The organism is Type-D symbiont of Plautia stali, assembly GCF_001485335.1.
Classification (GTDB): Bacteria; Pseudomonadota; Gammaproteobacteria; order Enterobacterales; family Enterobacteriaceae; genus Pantoea; species Pantoea vagans_C.
Map to the genome: position 1 here is coordinate 24229 of NZ_BBOC01000040.1, position 23587 is coordinate 47815.

Below are 23587 nucleotides of genomic sequence, written 5' to 3' on the forward strand. Positions count from 1 at the left end.
TCCAAATTGAAGATCAGTTCTCAGATTTTCATCTCATTCCACTACAAACTGAGTGAACTCTTGAGCGCTATTGCCCAGTCCAAAACTGCGCAGTTCCTGAAGAATTTCTTGTCTTTTTTCGGGTGGCAATTTAGCGATTATCAGACCAATAACCATCTTTAGTTGAACAATTTCAACCTGTGCATCGTCCATATCATCCAGGATGCATTCAAGTTGTATGCGTTTATTGATCGCTGGCATGGTTTCTACTCATTAATTATTCGTTAGATACAAAATACCTTGATCAGCAAGTTTTGAGCAACCCAACGTCAAGGCTTTTGCACCATCCTGCGACTACGCGGTACAAGTATTTATCACAGCATGTCCTGGGACTAATGGGCACAACCTATAGCCTCATCGAACAATTACAGCGCCCCCAAGTCATAGCTGCAATCAGGGGATAATAACCCCAAGCTAAAAGTGACTGACCCGCCTCGAGCGGGTTTTTTATTGCCCGGAGATCGTGATGTCAGAAAAAGTCGGAGACATTTACTACGAGGTTGGCGCTGATATTGCCCCGCTTCTGCAGGGATCATCACAGGCCAACGCCGTGCTTGATGCCATGGGAAAAGGTGCTGACAAAGCATCAGGTAACATGGATGGGCTTGAGCGTTCCGCATCAAAAACCGGCAAAGCCGTGGCCCGCGCCGCTGACGATGCCAGCCAAGCGGCGAAGATTATGGAGCGCCTAGGTAATGAAATCGCGGTGCTAGAAGAGGCCAGCCAGAATGGAGCCCGCAGCGCCACTGTCCTGGCTGCACAGTTGATAGCAGCAGGTGATGCATCTGAAGCGCAGACAAAAGAAATTGGTAATCTTGCCGGTAAGCTTTTCGACGTTAAACAAGCAGCTGCAGAGTCAGCGAAGTTAGTTGCAGCAAATACGGCGGCGATGCAGCGCGCTCAGTCAGCTATCACATCACTGCAAAGCGATGTATCGGTGTTGAGCACTGAGATGGAGTCCGGATCACGAAGCGCGGCTATCCTAGCTGCACAGTTAAAGGCTGGTGAAGGCGCAACGCAGGAACAGAAGGCTCGCATTGGAGAGCTAACCGGCAAACTGTATGACATGAAGGCCGCGCAGGATGCTTCAGCGCGCGCCACAATGCTGGCTTCCAAGCAGTCGGCGCAGCAGGCTAATGATGCCGCAAAACTCCGCTCACTGTCTTCCAGCCTTACTCAGCAAATCGCAACCCTCACTGAAGAACAGAAGAATGGCGCACGAAGCGCGGCGATGCTGGCGGCACGTTTACAGGCAGGATCCACAGCGACAGCTGCGCAGCGTAAAGAGATAGGGGAGTTGGCCGGGAAACTTTATGACCTGAAACAGGCGCAAGACCAAGCTAATGTTGCTCAGCAGAAATCTACCGGCATTATGGGCGGGCTGAAAACCGGGCTGACAGCAATAGCGTCTGCTATCGCTATCTCTCAGTTGGTTCAGTACGGCAAACAGTTCCTTGAAATTGCAGACACAATGACGCAGCTGCAGGCGCGCATTGATAGACTGTCTTCAAGCGCGAAAGAGGGCGCAGAGACGTTTCAGGCGCTTTCAGCTATCGCGTCTGCATCAGGTTCCAGTCTGAAGGACACAGAGAAGCTTTGGGAAACACTTACCTCATCCCTGAAGAGCGCTGGAGCAAGCAACGCGCAGATCCTCACACTGACAGATACCCTTCAGAAAATTGGGCGCATTGGTGGCTCATCTACTGAAGAGATGGCTAACGCTTTACGCCAGTTTGGGCAGTCAATTGCAGGCGGAACGGTACGCGCGGAGGAATTTAACTCCATCATCGAGCAGATGCCTGAGTTAGCGCGCCAGATGGCGGCAGGCCTTGGCATTTCAGTTGGTGAGCTGCGCAAACGCATGCTTGAGGGCAAGTTATCAGCAGAGGATGCGCTGAATGCCATCATTACGCAGACAGGTTTGGTAAATCAGGAGTTCTCAAAGCTACCGCGCACCGTGGATCAGGCAACAAACAGCCTGACGATTTCATTCCAGGAGTTAGTGAAGCAGATAAATGACACCACTGGCGCAAGCACCGGAATGGTTCATGTTATCGACTCCATCACTGCGGCAATCGACAGGCTTGCAGGAAAAGTTCCAAGCGCGACCCAGCAGATTTCAGACTTGAACAGCACGGCTGACATGTTTGCCCGCCGCGCCAGAACTTACTCGTTTCTTGGTCTTGATGGCTGGGCAGCACAGGCAGAGGGAATCAACGCAGTCAGTAATAAGGCTGCAGCGCTTGTAGGAGATTTGGCAGCAATCTCAAAAGCCAATGCTTCGGCAAGTAACCAACCGATAAAGATAGCTGGCGCAGGGGCCGCAGACGAACTCAGCAAACTTGAAAAGTCCACGAAGCGAAAACTGGAGTTATCCAGGTTAGAGGGCGAAGCACGCGCAAGACTGCAGGCGCAATATGATGCGGAAGATGCTGGTATCACAGACAGCAAGCGCATTAAGGAACTTCAAGACGAATATGCCGCGACAGAAAAGAATACCAGCGCGCGAAAATCCTCAGCAGCGGAAGGTAAAAAAGCTTCATCGCAGGCTGAATCAGATGCGCAAAAGTTGGAGGTTCTTCGTCAGAAGTCTGATCAGGTTGCGGACTCAACTAAAGAGCTTTCTCGTTCGCAAGCAATTCTGCAGGCACAACAATCCCTAAGCAAAAGCGCTACCGATGCTCAGATTCTTCAGGCAGGAGAGTATGCGGCCAAGATATGGGACCAGAATAACGCCCTCAAGCAACAGGCACAGATTAAACAGGGTCAAAACTTTGCAAATCAGGAGGTTGCAGCTGGTAAGGCATCAGTTAACCCGCTTACTGGCGAAGCTGTTGATCCTGTTGCTCAGATTGACCAGCAAGAACAGAAAAAACTCGCAGCACTCGCAAACTATCAATCAATTGACCTTCAAAATGCTCAATTGTATGAAGATGCGAAAACTTCTATTCAGCAACAGGCGGCCAATGCTCGCGAGCAAATTGCGATAACAGAAAGGCAGACCTACCAACAGAACATGAGCAATTTGCTTGGCGCCACATCTGACTCTGTCGGTGCAGTCGCAGATGCCATTGGGCAGGCTGCCGGTAAGTCTAGCGCTGCTTACCAAGCCATGTTCGCCATAAGCAAAGGATTCGCAGTTGCTCAGGCAGCACTCAACTTACAAACCGCCATAGGCAATGCAATGGCGCTTCCATACCCTGCAAACATTCCCGCAATTGCTCAGGCAGTTGCAGCTGGGGGGCAGATGGTCAGCGCAATTAGCAGTATTTCCTATGGCGGCGGCCGAGAAAAAGGTGGGCCCGTTGACGGAAACAGTATCTACCGGGTAGGTGAAGGTGGTAAGCCTGAAATCTTCAAGGCCAGCAATGGAAACCAGTAGATGATCCCCGGCGATAACGGGTCGGTGATCAGTAATAAGGATATTGGCGGCGGAAGTGATGGCGGCGGCGGTATTCAGCAGGAAGTGCATTTCCATATCCAGACGACCAACGGCATTGACGACGCAACAATGCAGAAGATGGCAGGCATGATGAAGCAGGTGGCGCTTTATCAAATCAAAGACCAAAGCACTCGCCCGGGTGGCATGCTTCAATCCCGCAAGAAATAGGACATCCCATGCCAGAAACTTTCACATGGAGCCCGCAATCGGGCTTTACGGGCGAAGACACGCCTGATGTCACAGTCGTGAAGTTGGGCGATCGTTACGAACAGCGACAGGTAAATGGTATCAATCCGCTCATGGGTAAATACCCGCTGACCTTCATTGGCTATGACGATGACAAGTGCTCACGGCCAAACTTGGCAAAGGAAGTTCGAGCCTTCCTTGTCGCTCGCATGGCTGTTGAGTCGTTCTACTGGACGCCACCTGATACCGGCATTCAGGGGGTGTATGTATGCCGATCCTGGTCGATGCAGAAGAACAAAGGTGTTTACACGCTAACCGGAACGTTTGAGCAGGTGCCGCGATGAGAGACATACCAGCAGAACTCATCATTGAAAGCGTTGATGCCGGTGTCGGCGCGATGCTCGACCTGTTTGAAGTCGATCTGCAGTCGTTCGGCGGCGATGTTATCCGCTTTCACGCGGGCACAAACGGCTATTACAAAGATGTCATCTGGCAGGGGCGCGCTTACTCGGCCTATCCGATCGCCGTTGAAGGCTTCGAGGTTAAATCGGAGGGGACATATTCGCGCCCGACGATGAAGGTAGCGAACATCACCGGTCTGATTACCGGCATCAACCACGATTTCGATGATGCGCTGGGCGCCGTGGTGACGCGCCGGCAGGTACTGGTAAAGCATCTGGACGCAGTGAATTTCCCGAACGGTAATGCTGATGCAGATTCGACGATGGAAGCTGTCTCCCGCTATGTCATCGAAGAGATGGCAGAAGAGACGTTCGAGACTGTCACCTACAACCTCGCCACGCCAGTGGACTGTGATAACGCCATTATCCCGGGCCGCACCATCCTGGCTGACGTGTGCCAGTGGGTGTATCGCGGCGATGGCTGCGGCTATTCCGGCGGCGCGGTGGCCGATGAGAAGGACAATCCAACATCTGACCTGTCCCGCGATAAGTGCTCAAAGCACCGCAGCGGGTGCCGTTTACGATTCGCCAAACCCTCCGCGCTGCCATACGGCGGCTATCCCGGTTCTGCCAAGGTGTCCTGATGCTTGAATCTGAATGCCTGAACTATGCCGCCTCATCGGGTGACGAGGTTTGCGGGCTGATTATCAATGGCAATCGCCTGTGGCGATGTTGCAACTCGCATCCTGATCCGGCGAGCAATTTCCGGATCGATGACAGAGAGTGGCTGGAAGCAGAAGCGGCGGGAGAAATCACCGCCGTTTTTCATTCTCATCCTGAACCAAAGCTGGTGCTATCCGGCGCTGACCGTGTAGCGCAGTTGGCAACCGGGATTGATTGGTGGCTGGCGAGTAGCGGGCGGCTGCGTAAGTTTCGCCCGGTGCCGCATCTGCTTGGTCGCCGGTTCGTGCACGGTGAAACGGACTGCTACACGCTGTTCCGCGATGCCTATCACCTCTGCGGCATTGACCTTCCGGACTTCGAGCGAACCAACGGTTGGTGGGTACGCGGTGAAAATCTCTATCTGAAAAACATCGCGGCCAACGGATTTCATCAGGTTGGCTTCGACGCCATTCAGCCAGGCGATGTAATCATCCGGCGCGCATTCCCTGAATGCGACCCGTGCCACGCAATGATCTGGCTGGGTGACAACATCATTCTCCACCACGAAGTTCACGGCAGGCTCAGCCGCCGCGAGCCGCTGCGACAGATTCACGTCCCTCTAATTCACTCCATCTGGAGACACGAAAAATGCTCACTTTTGGATTTGCGGGGAATTTACGACGACATTTCCGCCAGATCACAATGAACGTCGACACGCCAGCACAGGGGTTACGCCTTCTGCTGGCGCAGTGTCCCGCATTCAAACGCGATTTCTACAACACCCGGATCCGCATGCGCATCGATGGCAGCGACGTCTGCGGCGACAACCTCGAATTTCACATGAACCGCCACGTTAAAGACGGTGCACGTGTGCTTATCGTTCCCGTGGTGGAGGGTTCAATTTCGGCTGTGGCCGCAGCATGGATCATGGTTGCCGTGGCGGTTGCCTCAGTGGCGTATTCGCTCTACATGACCTCGCATATGAAGACGAAGACATCAGCGGATCAGGACGCCAACTCCATCACGAATAACTCATTCACCAGCGCGGAAAACCGCATCGGACAGGGGCGGCCGGTGCCGCTACTTCTCGGTGAAATGGTGGTTGGCTCAAATGTTATCAGTCTGGGTATCGATACCACGAACAATCAGGACTGGAATATCTCTATCAGCTAAGGTGACAGCATGGGCTCAGGCGGCGGTGGTGGCAGCACTCCGAAACTAATCGACGACAACCTCAAATCAAAGCAATTCCTCCGCGTTCTCGACCTCATCAGTGAAGGTCCAATATACGGACCCGTAGATCAAAGTCACCTCTCATCATTCATGCTGAACAAAACGCCTGTGACAGATTCTGCAGGTAACGCGACTATCAACGGCGTGAGCGTGGCATGGCGGCCGGGAACTGCAACACAGATACCGATCAACGGTTTCAACGCCATTGAAGCGACAACGGTGGTCAATACCGATGTGACTCAGGCAACGCCGCTGGTGCGTACAGTTACCGACATCGATGTTGACCGCGTGCGCATGAACATTGGTGTATCTGGTCTGGTTCAGCAGGATACGAGGGGAAACCAGCTGGAGACGGCTGTCACCATGGTAATCGAAACCCGTGTTGGTAACGGTGCCTGGCAGACACAGAAGACGGTGACAATCAGCGGAAAGCAGTCAGGAGAATATCTTGAAGCGCACCTGTTTGATGCGCCAGAGACTAAGCCCTTTGATATTCGCCTGCGCCGCGTCACCGCCGACAGCAGCAGCGACCTGTTGAACAACGGCACGGTATGGAACAGCTTTACCGAAATCACCGATGACAATCTGTCATACCCATATGCGGCCGTTGCTGGATGCGTGGTTGACCGTGACCAGTACACCGACACGCCAACGCGCACGTACCACCTGCGCGGCCTGATTGTCGATGTGCCGGATAACTACGACCCGATCGCCCGCACTCATACCGGAATCTGGCTTGGTGGATTTAAGTCAGCCTGGACGAACAACCCGGCATGGATATTCCGCGCGCTGGTGAAGAACAACCGCTACGGTCTGGCGCGCCGCGCTGGCTATGTCGATGTGGATGACGGCAGCCTGTACATTCTCTCACAATTCTGCGATCAGCTCGTTGATGACGGTTACGGCGGGCAGGAGCCTCGTTTCACGCTAAACGCCTACATCACTGAGCAGAAGAGCGCCCGCGACCTGTTGGATGACATTGCCGGTATGTTCCGTGGCATCGCGCTGTGGGACGGCATGCGCTTCTCTGTGATGTTGGACAACCCGCAAGACCCTGTCGCTTCCATCACCAATGCCAACGTGGTAGACGGCCTGTTTACCTACAGTTCGATGAAGCGCTCAGAACGTTACAACGCGGTGGTGGTTTCCTGGACTGACCCGAACAACGGCTGGGAACAGGTTAAGGAATACGTCTCCGACGACGAGATGATCGACCGCTACGGCTACAACGAAACCACGATGGAGGCTTTCGGTTGCACTTCTCGCGGGCAGGCTTACCGCACCGGAAAATGGATGCTGGAGACTGCCAAGCGAGAGACCAAGAAGATCACCTTCAAAATGGCGCGTGAAGCGATCCGCTTCATTCCCGGAGATATCGTTGAGGTGATGGATAACAACTATGCGGCCACGCGCTTGGGCGGTCGAATCATCTCTCACGCCCCCAAAACCATCACTGTGGATGCTGATGTTTCAACGTTAGCCGGCGGCGGTGATTCAATGTCGCTAATGGGCTCTAACGGGAGATTTGTTAAGTACGAGATTGCCAGTATAGCGGGGCGCGTGATTACGCTAAAAACGGCTCCCTCTTGGGTACGAGACGGCACTGTATTCGTGATCAGCACTGGTGAAGTGGCGCCGCGTCTGTTCCGCATCATGGGTATTTCAGAAGACGATAACAACTCGGTCTACAGCATCTCTGCCACTCTGCACGACCCGAACAAGCAGGCGATTGTTGATGATGGCGCAGTATTCGAAATGCCAAACGATACCCTGAATGGCTATCGCGTGCCGAACATCGAAAACTTACGGATCATCAACACCAACACCGAAACTGTGCAGGTAACGGCAACGTGGGAAACGGCGACGATAACCAAGAAAATCGTGTTCGAGCTTTATGTGTACAGCACAGAGGGCAAGGTTGTAGCGCAGTATGAAAGTGACCAGTTCCGCTATGACTTTTACGGGCTGGATGCTGGCAGTTACACGCTGGGCGTGCGCGGTCGTAATGAGAATGGCATGAAGGGTGCTGAGACACAGGTAAGTCTGGTGATCGGCGCGCCGGGTGCACCATCGTTCATTCAGTGGACGCCTGGAATCTTCTCCGCTGACATCGTTCCGGTGATGAATGTCACGGCGACTACCGACACATCATTCGAGTTCTGGTACACCGGAGAGGTACCGGCCAGCAGCATTGGCGCGGTAGAGGATGAAGCACAGTTTCTCGGGCGCGCATCTCAGTGGACGCTGCATGGCTTAAAAGCCGACCATACGTATTACATGTATGTGCGCACCAAAAATGCATTTGGTGTATCGCCATTCGTTGAGGTGTCAGGGCAGGCTTCATCTGACATTCCCGGCATGATTGAACTGATTGACGAAGGGATCCGTAACTCTGAGGCGTTCGAAAACCTCACCGGAAACATCAACACCAATATTGAAGGCATGCTGCAGAACGCCCTCAATAACAACTCAATCGTTGACCATCAGTTCGCCATTAATGGTGAAGTTCGCGCTGACGTGATTGTAGTGAAAACAACTATCGCTACAGTATCTCTGGCAATGGCCGAGCTTGAAACCCAAGTACAGGCCCAGATGGGTGACCTTACTGCAGCTGTTAATGAGAAGCTTACAGCTGTTGTTCAGGACAATGGCACAGCCAAGGCATTCTATACGCTGCAGGTTGGCATCGAGCGTGGCGACCAGTTCTACAGTTCGGGTATGGCGATCGGCATTGAGCCATCAGGTAGCACCTACAAATCCACCATTGCCTTCAATGCGGATCAGTTCGGTATCTATACCGGCAGTGAGGCGGGTAACTATCAGATGGCATTTGCCGCGGTTAACGGCCAGGTGTTCATCAATGATGCTTTCATAAATTACGCCGGAATTACGCTTGCGAAGATTGGCTCCTGGTATTCCGCCAACTATGTGGCGGGAATGATGGGAACAATTATGAAGTCTGATGGCTCTTTCGAGCTAAATGGACCCGTTTCCGGCCAAGGCCGGTTTGTCGTGGATAACCGGGGCGCGGCCTGGTATAACGCCAGCGGTCAGCTTGTTTGCTCAATGGGAGCCTCTCGCTAATGGCAAATGGATTCACTGCTTTTATTAACGGGACGTCATATGACGTCCTTAATAGCATGGGCTTTAACTTTATCGTCGATATTGTTTCTATAAGTGGTTCAGGCAGTAAATCTTACAGTTACTCTAACTTTACGCTCAGTGCTTCTCTCATAGGGGGAACATTATCAAGCGGAACAACACAAAAGACATCGGTAGTTTCTATGTCAGGCCAGACAGCGTCATGGTCTGGAATTGAAGGGCAGGTGAAAATGGTTGTCACAGCATCACCGACATCTATTTTAAATTACGCTGGATTTGTTCTTAATGACTACAGCACATCACCACCAAAATTTAAAATTGCACCTAACTTTACTCCTTTTAATTTGTGTCAGGTAGTTGACCTTACCCCTACATACGACCAGATTCTGCAAACCAATGTGCCTGCTGGTCAGCCATTTATAGCGTTCCACAGAAGCATATCCTCTTCAGGTTTTGACCATGTTATGTGGACTGAGACAACTCAAAATGGATTCGTGGCACTTCAGTTCAGGTCAAACCTAGGCGGTTCATTACCTATGACCGCTACGCGGATTTATGTTTTCTCCAAAGTAATGGTGAATATACCTCAGTCTGGCTTTTTCATGTATGACAACGGAACAATAGTCTGGCACCAAAACTGCCTCCCATTAGCGATGTCAGTTGGCGGGGTGAGCTCCTCTTCAGTTCCTATGGCAATCACAAGTGGTCCTTCTGTACTGGTCAGTATCCCTGCCGATCCCGGTTACCCAGAAGTTGGCTATACGCGTTACAACTTATACAGCGCAGGCTTTCAGTCGAATGGATTGTATTCTGCTGATGGGACGGATTTGTACAGACAATCAAACTATCAGGTTCCGGCAGGAAACAGCCCTCCGCCCGGAATGGGCATTGGGCCGCCGGGGGTCATACAGACAGCTATCTATGACACTTATTACAGGCAGGCATTAGGGGTTTAATTTGTCGCATTCTGAAGTGTCGACAAATTGCGACTTATCCGCCCATGTATGAAATGGATTTCCAGCAAGGTATTTACCGTTTTCAATTTTAAATACAGCAACGTCATATATGTGATTGGTGATTTTCGCTTTGTTAAAGCAGATTGGTGGCGTATTAGATGCGCAACCTGACAAAGCTAATAACGCTACAGAGATAGTGAATGTCATCTTCATATAAATACCTTCCTTTTTTGTATACAGCATGAAATCACCTCAGCCAGTTCGATTGAAGTGAATGATTTAGATCTTATCGATCGATTTATTTACTTGATTTGAGCAGAAATGAGTACATAGCCCGGCTTGAGCGCTGGGTTTTCTTATTGCCCGGAGGAAACGATGCCAGCAGGTACTATTACGCTCACCAGTGGTTCAACAGCCGTTACTGGTACAGGCACTAACTTTGCAACTGAATTAAAAGTAAATGACTTTATGGTCGCCGTTGTTGGCGGAGTGACTTACACACTTGGTGTCCAGGCTATTGGGTCGGCTACAGCATTGACGCTGACCACTGCTTTCAATGGACCAACTAGTTCCGGATTAGCCTGGACGGCCCTTCCCAATGCAGCTCTCGTCGGAATCACGGCTCAGGTCGCGGCTGATGTGGCTAAGACAATACGAGGATTTAACTTTGATAAGGTGAACTGGCAGAAGGTTTTCAGCAGCGATACTTCTGTCACCGTAACATTGCCAGACCTGACAAAGTTTACTGGTCCAAGCTGGGGTTATATTGCGGACCAATTTAATGGTTTTCAGTCCTCTTTAGACGAGAAAGCCAATAAAAGTGATCTTGGTAATTCGTCATCAAAGGATGTTGGGACAGCCTCTGGTACTGTGGCTGCCGGAGATGACTCCAGAATAACGGGGGCTTTACAAAAGTCTGGCGGCACAATGACTGGTGGAATAACCATGGGAGGCACTGCCGGTATAGATTTATCGGGCTCAAACTTATCTACCATAAATGTGATGTCATGGGTGAGCACTGCCGCCGCACGGGCATGTTTGGCTAATGCTGGATTTTCTCAGCCATCATCAACTGTATTCGACTTGCCCGGAGCAAGTCGAACTATGCGAGTGATTTGTGCGACTGCGGTAGTAACACTCAATTCAGGAAGCACCGGAACTATTACATACCCGAACGCTTTTCCAAACGCCTGTAATGCTGTTGTGGCATGTAACGGCGACAGAAATACAACAGGAGGCAACGTAAATATCATTGGCACTTCAGCTTTAGGTGGATTTAATTTTATTTGTGAGAACAGTGCATCAAGTGGGGTTCGAATTAACTATATAGCGGTAGGATATTAACCATGCTTGAAAACATTGCAGCAGAAAATAACTCATCGGAAAAATATTATTACAGCATTACTGCCAAAGGTTTTTACCTTCAATCTGATATGGACTTATACGCCAACAAGCCTTCTGACTTGATTGAGATACCCGAAGCTGATTACATGGCTTGGTGCAATCCCCCTGAAGGTTATTATCAAGTGTTCGATGATAAAGGACCTCGTATTGAGGTGTTGCCTGAACCTGATTACCAGGCAATTGCAGATGTTAACCGTAAAACCCTTCTTGAGGAAGCTACACAGACAATCATTGTATGGCAGACTAAGTTGTTGATGGGCCGCAAACTTAGCGATACTGAGACTGAATCACTTAATGCATGGATGGATTACATTGACGTTTTGAACGATACCAACATCAGTGATGCACCTAATATTCAGTGGCCGATAAAGCCAACTGCGTAAAAAAGCCCCGGCGACGGGGCAGATATGTACCGCGCCCGTCTTAAAGCAGACTACGGGGTGGGTGATCAAAGGTTAGTTGCTCACTCCAATCCTCTCCACTTAAAATTCTTTACCGCCGTCCATTACATGCAACACGTATAAAAAAGCCCGCTCAGCGGCGGGCAAAGTGTTTCATGGCAGGGTAAACCTGCAAACTCGTACGCTAACGCGCAACATCCTGTATGCGTGTAGCTCTATTAGGCTAAAACTGTGTGAAGTGCAGTGATGTGGGAATGGTCTTACAAAAGTGAGGTTAGGATTGTTCTGTGCTGGAGCATAAAAAAGCCCGGCACAGTGGCCGGGCACTGACTAACTCTGTGGTTGACCAGCCGGGCCTTTGCCCAGCGGGCCGCCAGGTACTGATTCGCCGCTTGGTGCATGTGGTCGACCATCATGGCCTACAGCAGGGCTTTCATGATGGCATCCTGCCAGCGTCACAAGGCCTGTAATAATGATTAATCCGCTTAAAAACTTCTTCATAATTTCCCCAGTCCATGAAAGCAACGGTATGTTGCTAATAAAGCTTAGGTTTCCAAAATGATTTGTCAAAACGGAGCAATTAAAAAAATAAATCTCGTTATGCGCCAAAGGCTTTACGAAAACCTCACCTTGACGATCTTGAAAGACTCCTTTTTACAAATAATACTGTATGCACATACAGTTCTATTGAATGGTAATGACAATGCCTCGTGACTATGAAATCAAGATGGCTTTCAGGCAGGCGCTTAAACGTGATGTAGAGGGCCGTTTAACAATAAGTACAGTCGACTTTGTTGCAGTGCTTAAACGTTACAAATGGGAGTATTCCCTGAGTGAAGCAAATAAGTGGATTGAAACCAACACAACGACGTTCCGCGACATTTCCCCTAGAAACGGTGAAGAGCGCGTGTTTCAGGTTTTCAATCCCAATGGTGGAATGTGATTTTCGCGCCGGTTGATGTGGACTCGTGCTATGTCTTCAGCGCATCGTTCATCCGGCGCTATACGAAAGCAGGCGCGATCCTCGGCGACTTTTAGCCAAGGCATTTCACAGCTCAATCTCTTTGACGACCACAAACCACAAGCCAGAAGTTTGGCATTTAGTATACGGCCTTAAGCAGAGCGGGAAGGGGGAAATATGGTTCGCAGGACAGAGTACTCAGAAAGCGTGGGCAATGAAGAGGGAAATTTTGTCCCCGGCTTACACCACTCGATATTCGGATCTGCCGGTTGCGAGGTGACTCTTCCGGTTCAGAAATTGATGACAACCAGCAGTAGCTGTTACCTGGTGGAGTGGAACGGGCGAAGTTGCATCGTAGACGAGAAGCGGCGACCGCAGAATGGTGACGCTGTTCTGCTGGACCTCTCAGGAAATTACGAATGGGGGCATGCCTTTCTACATCCCAGTCGTATTATCACCGATGACGGACTGACTCTGGATGATGATCAACTCGAGGATGTGGCCGTGGTAGGAGTGGTAACGCACGAGGTTACCGCAATACACGAACAGGATGGGTCACCAATTTAATGCCTAAAAATAAAAAGCCCGGGAAACATCAGTCACCCGGGCGGCATCAGTTTATGCCAAACATTTCCATTAAGAGTAAGAGCATGACCTCAACTACGGGGAAGCAGTCAGGACTTAAGAATATTAGTATGCCTTTTATTTTTTGCTGATGAGACCAATCAAAAATTCACTCTTCACAGGATGATATAGAATGATTAAGACAATTCTCATTCCCGGAGTGCGCCATGAAGGATGCAAAGTATTTTGAAAATCTTCACTCACGTGTAATTGGGGTATTAGGCGGGGCCCTCATGTGCATTCTTGAAGAGCAAAAAGAGCTTACTAAGGATTCTCTGACAGAAGTTGTAAAGCAAAATTTTGAAGGAGACGACTACCACTTAGCTGTAGATGTTGTCTTGGACTTGCTGCGTCAGCACAACCGTTGAATCACTTCTATGCAAAAAAGGCCCGGAGCAAAGTAATCCGGGCGGCAAATATTATGCCTGCAAATGATGTCATACCGTTTGGAACGGGACAGTGTAAAAATAGCATGAGGCTTTTAATTTGCTAGGATGCCTATAAAAAAAAGCACAGGGTGCCTTGAGTTCACCCTGTGCGGAGAGTTCAGCGTGATCTTTTATAGTTCTTATTGGCCTGCTGTGATGGGGTCGGTCATCACAGCATGGGACTCCAGTGTGCTTGCATCAGAAACACAACAACTACTAGCAAATCGTAGTAATACCTGGCAGCAAAAGATATCGCATTCTCGCCTCCACTTTTCCGACTGTACCAGTTTAAATCTAGTCTACTTACACAAAAAAGCCCGCGATCCTAGTGAGATTAAGCGCGGGCAACCTTTGGGGGGAAACTATCGTACCTTCTGGTTTGTATTCATCATGCTCTTTCCTACGTTGATTATTGTGATCTGAGCCGTTTAAACGAAAAAAACCCGCTTCCAAAATGGAGCGGGCGTTAAATTGGAGTTTGTAACGTACAACATCACATCACTAATGTTGAATGGAAAATGTAACACTCTTACAACAAAATTTGGTTCGTTAAATTATCTGATTACAGTGTAATAGTCTGAAAATTAGGGACAAAAATTAACCTTTGTAAGTAATGTGTTAATTCTGGAATGTAATAAGAAATATTAGGAAGGCTAAAGTCAATTAATTTCCGGTAAGCCTGAATACAGGTGTAACCGTTTTTGGCACAAAAAAAGCCCGGAGCAATGGAGTCCGGGCGGCAATAATTAAATGCCTGACATATCAATGGAGTGTTGGTAGTTCCGAGGAGAACTGGAACGCCTTTATGATAACGATCGTCCTTGGATAATCCAGTCTTTAAACACAATAAAACCCGCACAGAGGCGGGTAAAAATTCGTTCAATGAGAAATTCTCTTTTCGTAAGCATAACGGTTGCTGTGTGTATATGAATACGTCGCTATTATAGCAATAGTTTCTTGAACGTTCCGAAAAGTTCCATGATAAGAATTTGCTGAGATGATTAGGGGATTTGGTGCCGTTTCGGAAGTGATAGTTACAAAAATAAAAAGCCCGTCACAGATGGCCTACGGGCTGCACAAAAGGTGCGAATCATGATCAATCGGAGTTTGTCGTTAGTACAGGTAAGTAGAAGCGACACCCTAATTTTAGGATGGCATCAATTAATAGCTAGCGAAGCGGCGAGCATTTTTAATCGGTATCAAGTTCTGAGGGTGAGTGATGAAAGTGAAAGATGTTCTGAATGTGTGAATGCTGACGATGTACAAGGACTCAAGGCACACCACCCAAAAGTAATAAAAAGCCCGGATGAGTCCGGTCATCCGGGCCAGACACAATACTGTGTCTAACATTTCCAATGAGCTAGTGGTCAACATCAAAAGAAATCGAAGTGACAATTAGATATTAGGATGGTCCTAAACAAAATCTAGCGAAGCGGCAGAGGTTTTTTAGCTTTATGGTAAGAGCGGGACGAATATTTGAGTGGGGCATGTATGGGGCAAAAAATTACCGCAAAACGATGTTACTACGTGCTATGTAGTGAATCATTTTGCGGTAAGGCTCTGACAAAAACCGTGATACGTTGCGACTTCAGTCGACTTCCGTTTCCTAATCCCCTCTCTCCAGATAAACAGATACTGCAGCAGTGGTTGATCGAGCATCGGGATCAGCGTCAGCACATCATGACTGCTGAGTGAGCTGCCTATTCCCAGCAGGATGCCGCAGAACGACAGCAGGGCAACAGGCAACATAAAGGTTTTACCCAGACTCTGGAAAAATTCCCAAAGTGACATTTTGGGTCGGCTGGCGGACATAGTCTCTCCTGGCAAAAAGGGGGTAAGTAATCAATTAGGTAAACAATGATAAAACGTTTTACCAAGCGTTTTTGTGTTTATAGTCACAAAGCATGACTAATGCTGGGCTTTATTTTTGCAGAAATCAGTGTAACGTTTTACCTCTTTGTTTCTTCATCAGTTGTTGGAAACGGAACGCGATGTCCCAGCAAAAAACCACTATCCACGATGTCGCGCAGGCTGCCGGGGTATCGGTCTCTACTGTCTCTCTGGTGCTCTCAGGTAAAGGGCGCATCTCGTCGGCGACGGCGGAGCGGGTGAACCAGGCGATTGAGCAACTCGGCTATGTGCGTAACCGTTCAGCATCGATTTTGCGCGGCGGGGAGAGCGGGGTGATTGGCCTGATCGTACGCGATCTCAGCCAACCCTTTTATGCCGCGATGACCGCGGGTCTGAGTGAAGTCCTTGAGGCGCAGGGTAAAGTGTTAGTGCTGACGCAAAGTGGTCAGCACGGGCAAAATCTGCAGCGCTGTTTCGATTCCCTGGCGGCGCAGGGTGCCGATGGCATTGTGCTTGGCGGCGCGGTGGCGCAGGCGGAGACGTTAATTGTGCAGGCACGGGAGCAGAACATTGCTTTGATCTGCGCGGCCCGTGCCAGCAGCCTGGATAAGGTGGATTCGCTGCGTCCGGACAACAGCCAGGCCGCACGTATCGCGACTGAATATCTGATTCGCCAGGGCCATCAGCGCATCGCGTGGGTGGGGGGATTAGGTTCATCCTTAACCCGCGCCGAGAGGATTGGCGGCTATTGTGCCACCTTAGTGCAATACGGATTGCCGTTTCGTGCCGACTGGATCATCGAGTGTGACGAACGCCAACAGAGTGTCTCGACGTTGACACAGGACCTGCTGCATCACCATCCGCGCATCACTGCCATCATTGCCCATAATGCCAGCACCACGCTTGGTTGCTATTTTGGCGCGTTGCACAGTGGTCGCTCGTTGGGGGAAGACGCGGTCGACAGTTATTTCACGCAAAAGATGGCGCTGGTGGGCTTCAATGATGATCCGCAACGCGAATCCTGTGATGGCTCTTTAACCTTTGTCAGTAGCGAGGCGAGGGAAGTCGGCCGTCGTGCGGCTGAACGAATATTGCAGCGCTTATTGCATCCGGAAGAGGACGTGCAAACCCTGATTGTGCCGCCGCTGTTAGTGCGCGGGGGGTGAGGCGGCGAAATTGATGGTGAAGTGCCTGTCAGTTAATCGCATGAGGGTCACCATTGATGGCGACCCTTCGACGATCGTGCGCGTTTTTCGTCAGGTGCGCATTCATGCGCACCTGGAAAGCGCATTTTACTCTGGCATACCTTCACTGGTCTGTGCGCCCAGCATATAGCGTGACAGGAACTGCTCCAGCGACATCTTGTCACCGTTCATCGTCACCTGGCCGTTGCCATACTGCAGGCTGGTGGTGATATTGTCATCCTGCTGCTGTGTCAGACGGAACATCTGTCCCATTGCCGCCAGCCCTTTCACCTGCTGATCCGCCAGTTTCTGCGCATCATCACCCTGATAACCTTCTGCCAGGCCGACATGGCGCATGGTTTCGGTTGCCATTGGCATGTTGATGTTCAGTTTGCCATCCAGCGATTTCAATACGCGGTCAACGGCGGCACCGAGGTTCTGGGCCTCACCGGTCACAGTGGCTGGATCGTTGAAACCGACAGTGAGGTTGAAGGTGCTTTCCCCTTTGTCATTTTTCCAGCTCAGTGGCGCAATGCTGATATTTGGCGAGCCTTTTAACAGGGTCGGCAGGTTCGCTTTCAGTATGTTTTGTACACTGGCCTGATAGCGCACTGGATCTTCCGTCACGCCAGGCTGATTCAGTAATGCCTGCATCTGCGCGTTGTAGTTATCCGAGAAGGTTTTCACTGCCTGCGCGTCAAACTGCGAAAACTTCATCGCCAGTTTCGCTTCGCCAAACGGCTGTTTTTGCAGGCTGATGTTGCCGACATTCACATCCAGATTGCCGCCGATCTTGCCGTCTTTGTTATCAAAGGATGACTTGGTATCCAGCTTCTCCAGTGACAAACCTTCCTGGCCGTTGATGCTGGCGTTGAGTTTATCCAGACTGATGGACTGATCGCCGACGCGCACACCTTCCGGGCTAAGATGGGTATCGCCATTCAACTTCAGGCCGTTGAGGGTGAACAGGACTGGCTGCTCAACCTGATTTTTGCTGGTGACGGCAATGCTGGAGAAGTCGCCATTCAGGCTGACTTTGTCACCTTTGCTGTCCGCACTGATCTCCAGCGTGCCGCCATTGGTGGCAAGGCGATCGCCAGTCTGCGCGTTGTTGTAGTCTACGGCCAGCAGATCCAGCGCGGTATCCGTTGCGCCGCTGTAGCCGACACGCGTATCGGCGGTGACCAGTGATTTGCCGTTAGTCAGTTCAAACAGTTTCTTCACTGCATCGGTGTTTTCCAGCTCGGTATGAACCGATGCCATGCTGGGGATCAGGCTGCCACGCTTCAGTTGGGCAAACGGGAAGGGGCCGTGATCGATGGTTTCATTCAGCACGATGCTTTGACCCGGCTTCAGCAGCGGATTATCTTCCGTTTGCGAGCTGGCCTGAATCACCAGCTTGGTTTTGCTGCTAAAGACACCGCGTTGATAGTCCTGATAGCTGAGCGTCAGGCGGCTGTTCGGTGCATAGGCATTCAACTGCGTATTGGCGTTTTGTAACATCTGATCCATGTGGCTTTCCAACTGCTTGCCGGTAAACCAGGAAGCACCTGTCCAGATCACGCCGAGCGCTACAATCACACCTACGGCTACCTTGGTCTTTTTCATCGCTGAGTCGTCCTTATCCTTGGGTCCGCACGCCGCTATGAGGGGCGCCGAGTGAAGAAAAACGCCCGCAGGCGTTTTAAATTAATAGTTTGAAAGAATAGCAGTTAATGCTGGCAGCGTCAGCCGGATCAGTGGAGCGCGTTGAAGACGCGCGCCAGACGTCCGGTGCCCGCGACGTTAACCGGTGACTCGCTCGCGGCGATAAAGCAAGATTCACCCGGTTTTAATACCAACTGCTCCCCTGATTTCTCTACCACTGCCTGACCCTCAATACAGAACAGCAGTGCAGCACTCTGTTGCGCCAGGGATTGTGGCGTGGCGGAAAGTGCGTGGATGGCAAAGGCAAAATCGTCGACCGGGATCGGGAAGTTGAGGGTATCCCCCTGTTGCTGCGGTTGCGTCAGCAGCGTCGCAGCCGGTTTGGCCTCAAACTTCAGATTCGCCATCAATTCGGGAATATCGATAAATTTCGGCGTCAAACCTGCACGCAGCACGTTATCGGAGTTCGCCATCACTTCCAGCGCAACGCCTTTGAGATAAGCATGCGGCGTTTCGGCAAACAGAAACATCGCCTGGCCCGGTTGCAGTGTAATCACATTCAACAACAGCGGGGAGAACAGGCCGGTGTCGTCCGGGTAATCATGCGCGATCAATTTGATGGTCTGCCACGGCTCGCCTTCGCGTGAATTCAGCGCCGATTTTAACACCCCTAAGGCCAGTGACTTCGCGTCACCTTTCAGTGACAGCAGCGTAGCAAATAGCTTCGCGAGGGTGTCTTCATTGGCATTTTCCAGGAAATGGGCAATCTGCGGATGCGCGCCCGCAACAGGCTCCAGCAATGAAACCAACTCATGCATTTCACGGAAGCCGTTCATCGCCTGAAACGGTGTCAGGGCATAGACCAGTTCAGGTTTATGGTTGGCGTCTTTGTAGTTGCGCTCGGCGGCGCTGAGTGGAATTCCGGCGGCATTTTCACGGGTAAAGCCTGCTTCAGCGGCGGATTTGCTTGGGTGAACCTGAATGGAGAGGGCTTGATCGGCACATAAAACTTTAAACAGAAAGGGCAACTCGCCAAAGCGATCCGCCACCGCTTTACCGAGCACGCTCGCCTGATCGTCATTGATGACATCGCGCAGGGAACGGGTTGCTCCGTTGATTTCAACTGTCGAAGGGCTTTTCGGATGGGCACCCATCCACAGTTCCGCCATCGGCAATCCTTGCGGATTGGCAATGCCATAAAGTTCGGTCAGTGCAGTTTTGCTGCCCCAAGCGTAATTTTGCAGCGAATTGTTCAATTTTTGCATCGTTTACCCTTAATAACCGTAAGTAAATAGGCTTATTAAAGCAGAAAGTGCCATAGAAAATACATCAACAAGTGCAATAAGCGCGACAGGCTCGCATAATGTTAATTTCTTGTATGTGACAATCTTGCTCGCTCATTGGCGTCGCGGGAAGACGACCTGAGCGGAAACCTCAAAATCTGAGCTAAGGAGACGTAGTCATGGCAGCTAATCGCATTGAAAAAGATTCAATGGGACCGATCGAAGTACCGGCAGATAAGTTATGGGGCGCACAAACCCAGCGATCGCTGGAGCATTTCCGTATTTCCACCGAGAAAATGCCGGTCGCGCTGGTGCACGCACTGGCGTTGACCAAGCGCGCGGCGGCGCAGGTTAACCGCGATCTCGGCCTGCTACCGGCGGAACGTGCAGACGCGATTTTGAAAGCTGCTGACGAAGTGTTAGCCGATAAACACAGTGAAGAGTTTCCGCTGGCGATCTGGCAGACCGGTTCCGGTACCCAGACCAATATGAACATGAATGAAGTGCTGGCCAACCGCGCCAGTGAAATTCTTGGCGGCGAGCGTGGCATGTCACGTTTGGTGCATCCAAACGATGACGTCAACAAGAGCCAAAGCTCCAATGACGTGTTCCCCACCGCCATGCACGTGGCCGCGGTCATCGCCGTGCGGGAGCAGCTGATTCCGCAGATTCATGTGCTGAAAAAGACCCTGAGCGAGAAGTCTGAAGCCTTTAAAGACATCGTCAAAATTGGTCGTACCCACCTGCAAGACGCCACACCATTAACATTGGGCCAGGAGATTTCTGGCTGGGTAGCGATGCTGGAACACAACCTCAAGCACATCGAACACAGCATTCCTCACGTGGCTGAACTGGCGCTGGGCGGCACTGCCGTGGGTACTGGACTCAATACTCATCCAGAATATGCTGTGCGCGTGGCGAAAGCCTTGGCCGACCTGACTCAGCAGCCTTTCGTGACGGCACCCAACAAGTTTGAAGCCTTAGCGACCTGTGATGCGCTGGTGCATGCGCACGGTGCGCTGAAAGGTCTGGCCGCGTCATTGATGAAAATTGCTAATGACGTCCGTTGGTTAGCCTCGGGTCCACGTTGCGGCATTGGCGAACTGGCTATCCCCGAGAACGAACCGGGTAGCTCAATCATGCCGGGCAAAGTGAACCCGACGCAGTGTGAAGCCCTGACCATGTTGTGCTGCCAGGTAATGGGTAATGATGTGGCGGTGAACATTGGTGGCGCGTCCGGTAACTTTGAATTGAACGTGTTCCGCCCGATGGTGATCCACAATTTCCTGCAATCGATTCGCCTGTTGGCTGATGGTATGGACAGCTTCAATCACCATTGCGCCGTGGGTATCGAACCGGTGCGTGAGCGCATCGATCAGCTACTCAATGAATCACTGATGCTGGTGACCGCGCTGAATACCCATATCGGCTATGACAAAGCGGCAGAAATCGCCAAGAAAGCGCACAAAGAGGGGCTGACGCTGAAAGGCTCTGCCCTGAAACTCGGCTATCTGACCGAAGAGCAGTTCGACGAGTGGGTGCGGCCGGAAGAGATGGTTGGCAGCATGAAGCAATAATGTGTAGGCCAGCATGATGCTGGCCTGTGACATTTATGAATCAGCGCCTTAACCTGTCTTACTTGTCAATTAAGCCACTGGCACTCACGCAGGCTGGTGCCACTCAAGGGCTGGCGGTCCTCGCGCCGCTACGCGGTACCTTCACTTCAATCCTCTGCCTTACGGACCGGTGCCGATGGAACATCCATGTTCCAGCGCCACCTTTCGCCCGCGTCCTGCGGGCTCTCCTGGCAGACTCATTCCGTTCAGCGCTGCGGATGCCTGCCCTTGAGTGGCACCAGCCTGCTCATCCGCTTGGGTGCGTGTTGTCAAAAGGGGCAGGTTATCTGAATCATTTTTGCCAACTTATAGCCGGTCGCTCCATAAATGCAGGCGAGGGATCACCAGATGAAGCGGTTGTGCCAGCGGTTTATAGCGATGCGCGACGTTATCGGCATCGTAATCCAGTAACTCCCCCAAAATCGGCACCTGCGTCTTATCGCGACACAGCACCAGCAGCGGTGAAGGGCAGGCGAGTTGCACCTGCTTCTTATTACTGGCGCGCCAGACACGAGCGATGGGTTGGACTTTGACAGGTCGTTTAATTTTTAGCTTAGCGCCAGCAGGCAAGGACAGGATCATCTCCAGCTCCTGCTGCACTTTCTCGGCCCACTGTTCGCGTGTCCACGGGGCTTGGGCGCGGTTGGCTTTGAGACTGCGTTCCAGTTGCTCCACCACCGCCTCGCGCGTGAGGTTTTTGATAATATTCTTATTCGCCCAACCAAAACGCAGACTGTCCGGGGCATGTAGCAAGGTGACGCTACGATAGGCATTCAAGGTGATTAAGCCGCGCAGATGCTGGTGCACAAACTCAAAGCGCGCTTCGCTCGGCAGGCCAGACTCGACGGTAATTAAGTGCTCAAGGCGCAGTTTCAGGGCATTGATATCCGCCACCTGCTGGCTGATGTGTTCGCTGGTGGCTTCATCTGCTTCAATGCAGATCGCACCCGGCAACCGCACGGCGGATTTGGTACTGAGTTTTTCCGACTGGTCCTGCATAAACAGACGGCAATAATGGGTAAGCGCCATGTCACGCGCTTTCTGGCCGAGATGCTGTGTCACTGCAATTCGATCAATCTCATCATTCTCATGGCCTTTCTCAATTTCGGGCAGGCTAAATGCGCGCGCGATCAACAGCGTTTGCTGTTCCACCTGCTGGCGCAGGGTACTGAGACTCAACTCCAGGGTATTGACGCACTCATGAAGGTCGGCGACTAAGTCATAGCGGCTCATGTTAGGCTCCATAGTTACAACATACCATTAACGTTAAACCAATTGGTGCCGATCTGCCAGCTGAAAAACCGGATTTCGCGAAGCAGGGCACACAGACATTTTTCCATTAGGATGAACGTGTTATAACAACGCTTTGCCTGCTAACGGAAAAAGTCGTGGAGCATCACCCTAAGCCTGCTGTATCTGCCATTGTCACACTGGGACTGGTGCAAATCCTGTCGTGGGGCGGTTCATTTTACCTGATGGCCGTGATGGCCAACCCGATTGTGGCGGAAACCGGCTGGTCACAGCAGTGGGTCTACGGCGCGCTGTCGCTGGGTATTTTGGTATCGGGCTTGCTGGCACCGTTGAGCGGCAGACTGATTTCAGGCTCTTATGGGCGGGTGTTGCTGGCATCCAGCGGGGCGGTGATGGCGATAGGGCTGGTGATCATGGGGTTGAGCCACCATCTGCTGCTGTTTCTCTTTGCCTGGCTGATTATCGGTATCGGGATGGCGATGGGCCTGTATGATTCGCTGTTTGCTACCCTCGGTACGTTATATGGCGGGCAGGCGCGAGGGGCGATCACCGGTATCACGCTGATTTCCGGCTTTTGTACCTCGCTGGTGTGGCCGGGTACCGCGTTGCTGATCCACTGGCTGGAGTGGCGCGGCGCGTGTTTTGCCATCGCCGGATTGTTGTGTCTCGCCGTATTACCGGCCTATTTATATGCGCTGCCCGCGCCCACGCGATCCACCACGAAAGCAGTCGCGAATAAAGGTGCCGGGAGAGATGAACTGGCGCCCGCGCTGTTTTGGTTGCTATGCAGCATTTTCACCCTCGCTTCGGTGATTATGACGGCCATTTCGGTGCAGTTGATCAGCCTGTTACAGGCCAGCGGTCATTCACTGACGGCCGCGTTAGCGATCAGCGCCATTTTGGGCCCGTGCCAGG

22 protein-coding genes and 2 pseudogenes are annotated in these 23587 nt (G+C 51.4%); 17 read left to right on the forward strand and 7 right to left on the reverse strand.

What is annotated here, in order from left to right; all coding sequences use genetic code 11:
* Positions 1-33: 33 nt before the first annotated feature.
* Positions 34-240: a hypothetical protein gene (locus PSSD_RS14005; protein ID WP_039330924.1), complete on the reverse strand. Its 207-nt coding sequence runs from the start codon at positions 238-240 to the stop codon at positions 34-36.
* Between the two features lie 265 nt (positions 241-505).
* Between PSSD_RS14005 and PSSD_RS14010 the strand changes: the two genes are divergently transcribed.
* Genes PSSD_RS14010 through PSSD_RS26620 form a run of 8 tightly spaced genes read left to right on the forward strand, consistent with a single transcriptional unit; the run spans position 506 to position 10022 of the window.
* The gene (locus tag PSSD_RS14010) at positions 506-3421 is read left to right on the forward strand and encodes a tape measure protein (RefSeq protein ID WP_058972648.1); all 2916 of its coding nucleotides are present in this window, start codon (positions 506-508) and stop codon (positions 3419-3421) included.
* Positions 3422-3649 (forward strand): hypothetical protein, encoded by a 228-nt coding sequence (locus PSSD_RS14015; RefSeq protein ID WP_058972649.1) that lies wholly within the window; start codon positions 3422-3424, stop codon positions 3647-3649.
* Positions 3650-3657: 8 nt separating this feature from the next.
* Entirely contained in the window at positions 3658-4011 is a 354-nt protein-coding gene (locus tag PSSD_RS14020) for a phage tail protein (protein WP_058972650.1), read from the forward strand.
* Entirely contained in the window at positions 4008-4712 is a 705-nt protein-coding gene (locus tag PSSD_RS14025; protein ID WP_058972651.1) for a phage minor tail protein L, read from the forward strand. Before PSSD_RS14020 ends, PSSD_RS14025 begins: the two co-directional genes overlap by 4 nt.
* Complete coding sequence (locus PSSD_RS14030) at positions 4712-5437, forward strand: C40 family peptidase (protein ID WP_058972652.1); 726 nt, start codon at positions 4712-4714, stop codon at positions 5435-5437. Before PSSD_RS14025 ends, PSSD_RS14030 begins: the two co-directional genes overlap by 1 nt.
* Positions 5380-5904 carry a tail assembly protein gene (locus PSSD_RS14035; protein WP_039333588.1) on the forward strand — a complete coding sequence of 175 codons (525 nt, stop codon included), beginning with the start codon at positions 5380-5382 and terminating at the stop codon, positions 5902-5904. Before PSSD_RS14030 ends, PSSD_RS14035 begins: the two co-directional genes overlap by 58 nt.
* 9 nt (positions 5905-5913) lie before the next feature.
* A complete protein-coding gene (locus tag PSSD_RS14040; protein ID WP_058972653.1) occupies positions 5914-9048 on the forward strand; it encodes a TipJ family phage tail tip protein in 3135 nt (1044 codons plus the stop codon).
* Positions 9048-10022 (forward strand): hypothetical protein, encoded by a 975-nt coding sequence (locus PSSD_RS26620; RefSeq protein ID WP_072214981.1) that lies wholly within the window; start codon positions 9048-9050, stop codon positions 10020-10022. Before PSSD_RS14040 ends, PSSD_RS26620 begins: the two co-directional genes overlap by 1 nt.
* Here PSSD_RS26620 and cor read toward each other — a convergent pair.
* Positions 10011-10265 carry a phage exclusion lipoprotein Cor gene (gene cor, locus PSSD_RS14045; protein ID WP_058972654.1) on the reverse strand — a complete coding sequence of 85 codons (255 nt, stop codon included), beginning with the start codon at positions 10263-10265 and terminating at the stop codon, positions 10011-10013. The two genes, PSSD_RS26620 and cor, sit on opposite strands and share 12 nt — an antisense overlap.
* Positions 10266-10397: 132 nt before the next feature.
* Here cor and PSSD_RS27975 point away from each other — a divergent pair, with 132 nt between their 5' ends.
* The 6 genes and pseudogenes from PSSD_RS27975 to PSSD_RS14075 all read left to right on the forward strand — a co-directional run bounded on the left by PSSD_RS27975 (position 10398) and on the right by PSSD_RS14075 (position 13780).
* Positions 10398-11366: a gp53-like domain-containing protein gene (locus PSSD_RS27975; RefSeq protein ID WP_058972655.1), complete on the forward strand. Its 969-nt coding sequence runs from the start codon at positions 10398-10400 to the stop codon at positions 11364-11366.
* Between the two features lie 2 nt (positions 11367-11368).
* Positions 11369-11809: a tail fiber assembly protein gene (locus PSSD_RS14055; RefSeq protein ID WP_058972656.1), complete on the forward strand. Its 441-nt coding sequence runs from the start codon at positions 11369-11371 to the stop codon at positions 11807-11809.
* Positions 11810-12114: 305 nt separating this feature from the next.
* Positions 12115-12297 carry a hypothetical protein gene (locus PSSD_RS27760; protein WP_039333590.1) on the forward strand — a complete coding sequence of 61 codons (183 nt, stop codon included), beginning with the start codon at positions 12115-12117 and terminating at the stop codon, positions 12295-12297.
* 233 nt (positions 12298-12530) lie between these two features.
* On the forward strand, positions 12531-12770 hold the full coding sequence (locus PSSD_RS14065; RefSeq protein ID WP_039333606.1) for a hypothetical protein: 240 nt from the start codon (positions 12531-12533) through the stop codon (positions 12768-12770).
* A 56-nt stretch (positions 12771-12826) separates the two neighbouring features.
* A pseudogene (locus tag PSSD_RS26625) lies at positions 12827-13068 on the forward strand (DUF4113 domain-containing protein); the annotation flags it as partial.
* Between the two features lie 511 nt (positions 13069-13579).
* Entirely contained in the window at positions 13580-13780 is a 201-nt protein-coding gene (locus tag PSSD_RS14075; RefSeq protein ID WP_039333592.1) for a hypothetical protein, read from the forward strand.
* 1668 nt (positions 13781-15448) lie between these two features.
* On the opposite strand, the pseudogene PSSD_RS14080 reads toward PSSD_RS14075, so the two are convergent.
* Positions 15449-15652: pseudogene (locus PSSD_RS14080) on the reverse strand (PTS sugar transporter subunit IIBC); the annotation flags it as partial.
* Between the two features lie 179 nt (positions 15653-15831).
* On the opposite strand from PSSD_RS14080, the gene malI reads away from it, so the two are divergent.
* Positions 15832-16857: a Mal regulon transcriptional regulator MalI gene (malI, locus tag PSSD_RS14085; protein WP_058972658.1), complete on the forward strand. Its 1026-nt coding sequence runs from the start codon at positions 15832-15834 to the stop codon at positions 16855-16857.
* A 126-nt stretch (positions 16858-16983) separates the two neighbouring features.
* Here malI and PSSD_RS14090 read toward each other — a convergent pair whose 3' ends face one another.
* Positions 16984-18483, reverse strand: coding sequence for a YdgA family protein (locus PSSD_RS14090; RefSeq protein WP_058972659.1), 1500 nt, complete (start codon positions 18481-18483; stop codon positions 16984-16986).
* 128 nt (positions 18484-18611) lie between these two features.
* Positions 18612-19787, reverse strand: coding sequence for a mannose-6-phosphate isomerase (manA, locus tag PSSD_RS14095; RefSeq protein WP_058972660.1), 1176 nt, complete (start codon positions 19785-19787; stop codon positions 18612-18614).
* A 197-nt stretch (positions 19788-19984) separates the two neighbouring features.
* Between manA and fumC the strand changes: the two genes are divergently transcribed.
* Complete coding sequence (gene fumC, locus PSSD_RS14100) at positions 19985-21382, forward strand: class II fumarate hydratase (protein ID WP_039333599.1); 1398 nt, start codon at positions 19985-19987, stop codon at positions 21380-21382.
* Between the two features lie 159 nt (positions 21383-21541).
* Here fumC and PSSD_RS27765 read toward each other — a convergent pair whose 3' ends face one another.
* Together PSSD_RS27765 and tus are read right to left on the reverse strand one after the other, a co-directional pair.
* Positions 21542-21694, reverse strand: a complete 153-nt coding sequence (locus tag PSSD_RS27765) for a hypothetical protein (RefSeq protein ID WP_167347676.1) — start codon at positions 21692-21694, stop codon at positions 21542-21544.
* A gap of 33 nt (positions 21695-21727) precedes the next feature.
* Positions 21728-22654 carry a DNA replication terminus site-binding protein gene (gene tus, locus PSSD_RS14105; RefSeq protein WP_058972661.1) on the reverse strand — a complete coding sequence of 309 codons (927 nt, stop codon included), beginning with the start codon at positions 22652-22654 and terminating at the stop codon, positions 21728-21730.
* Positions 22655-22809: 155 nt separating this feature from the next.
* Between tus and PSSD_RS14110 the strand changes: the two genes are divergently transcribed.
* A partial coding sequence (locus PSSD_RS14110; protein WP_167347677.1) for an MFS transporter occupies positions 22810-23587 on the forward strand: 778 nt, incomplete at its 3' end.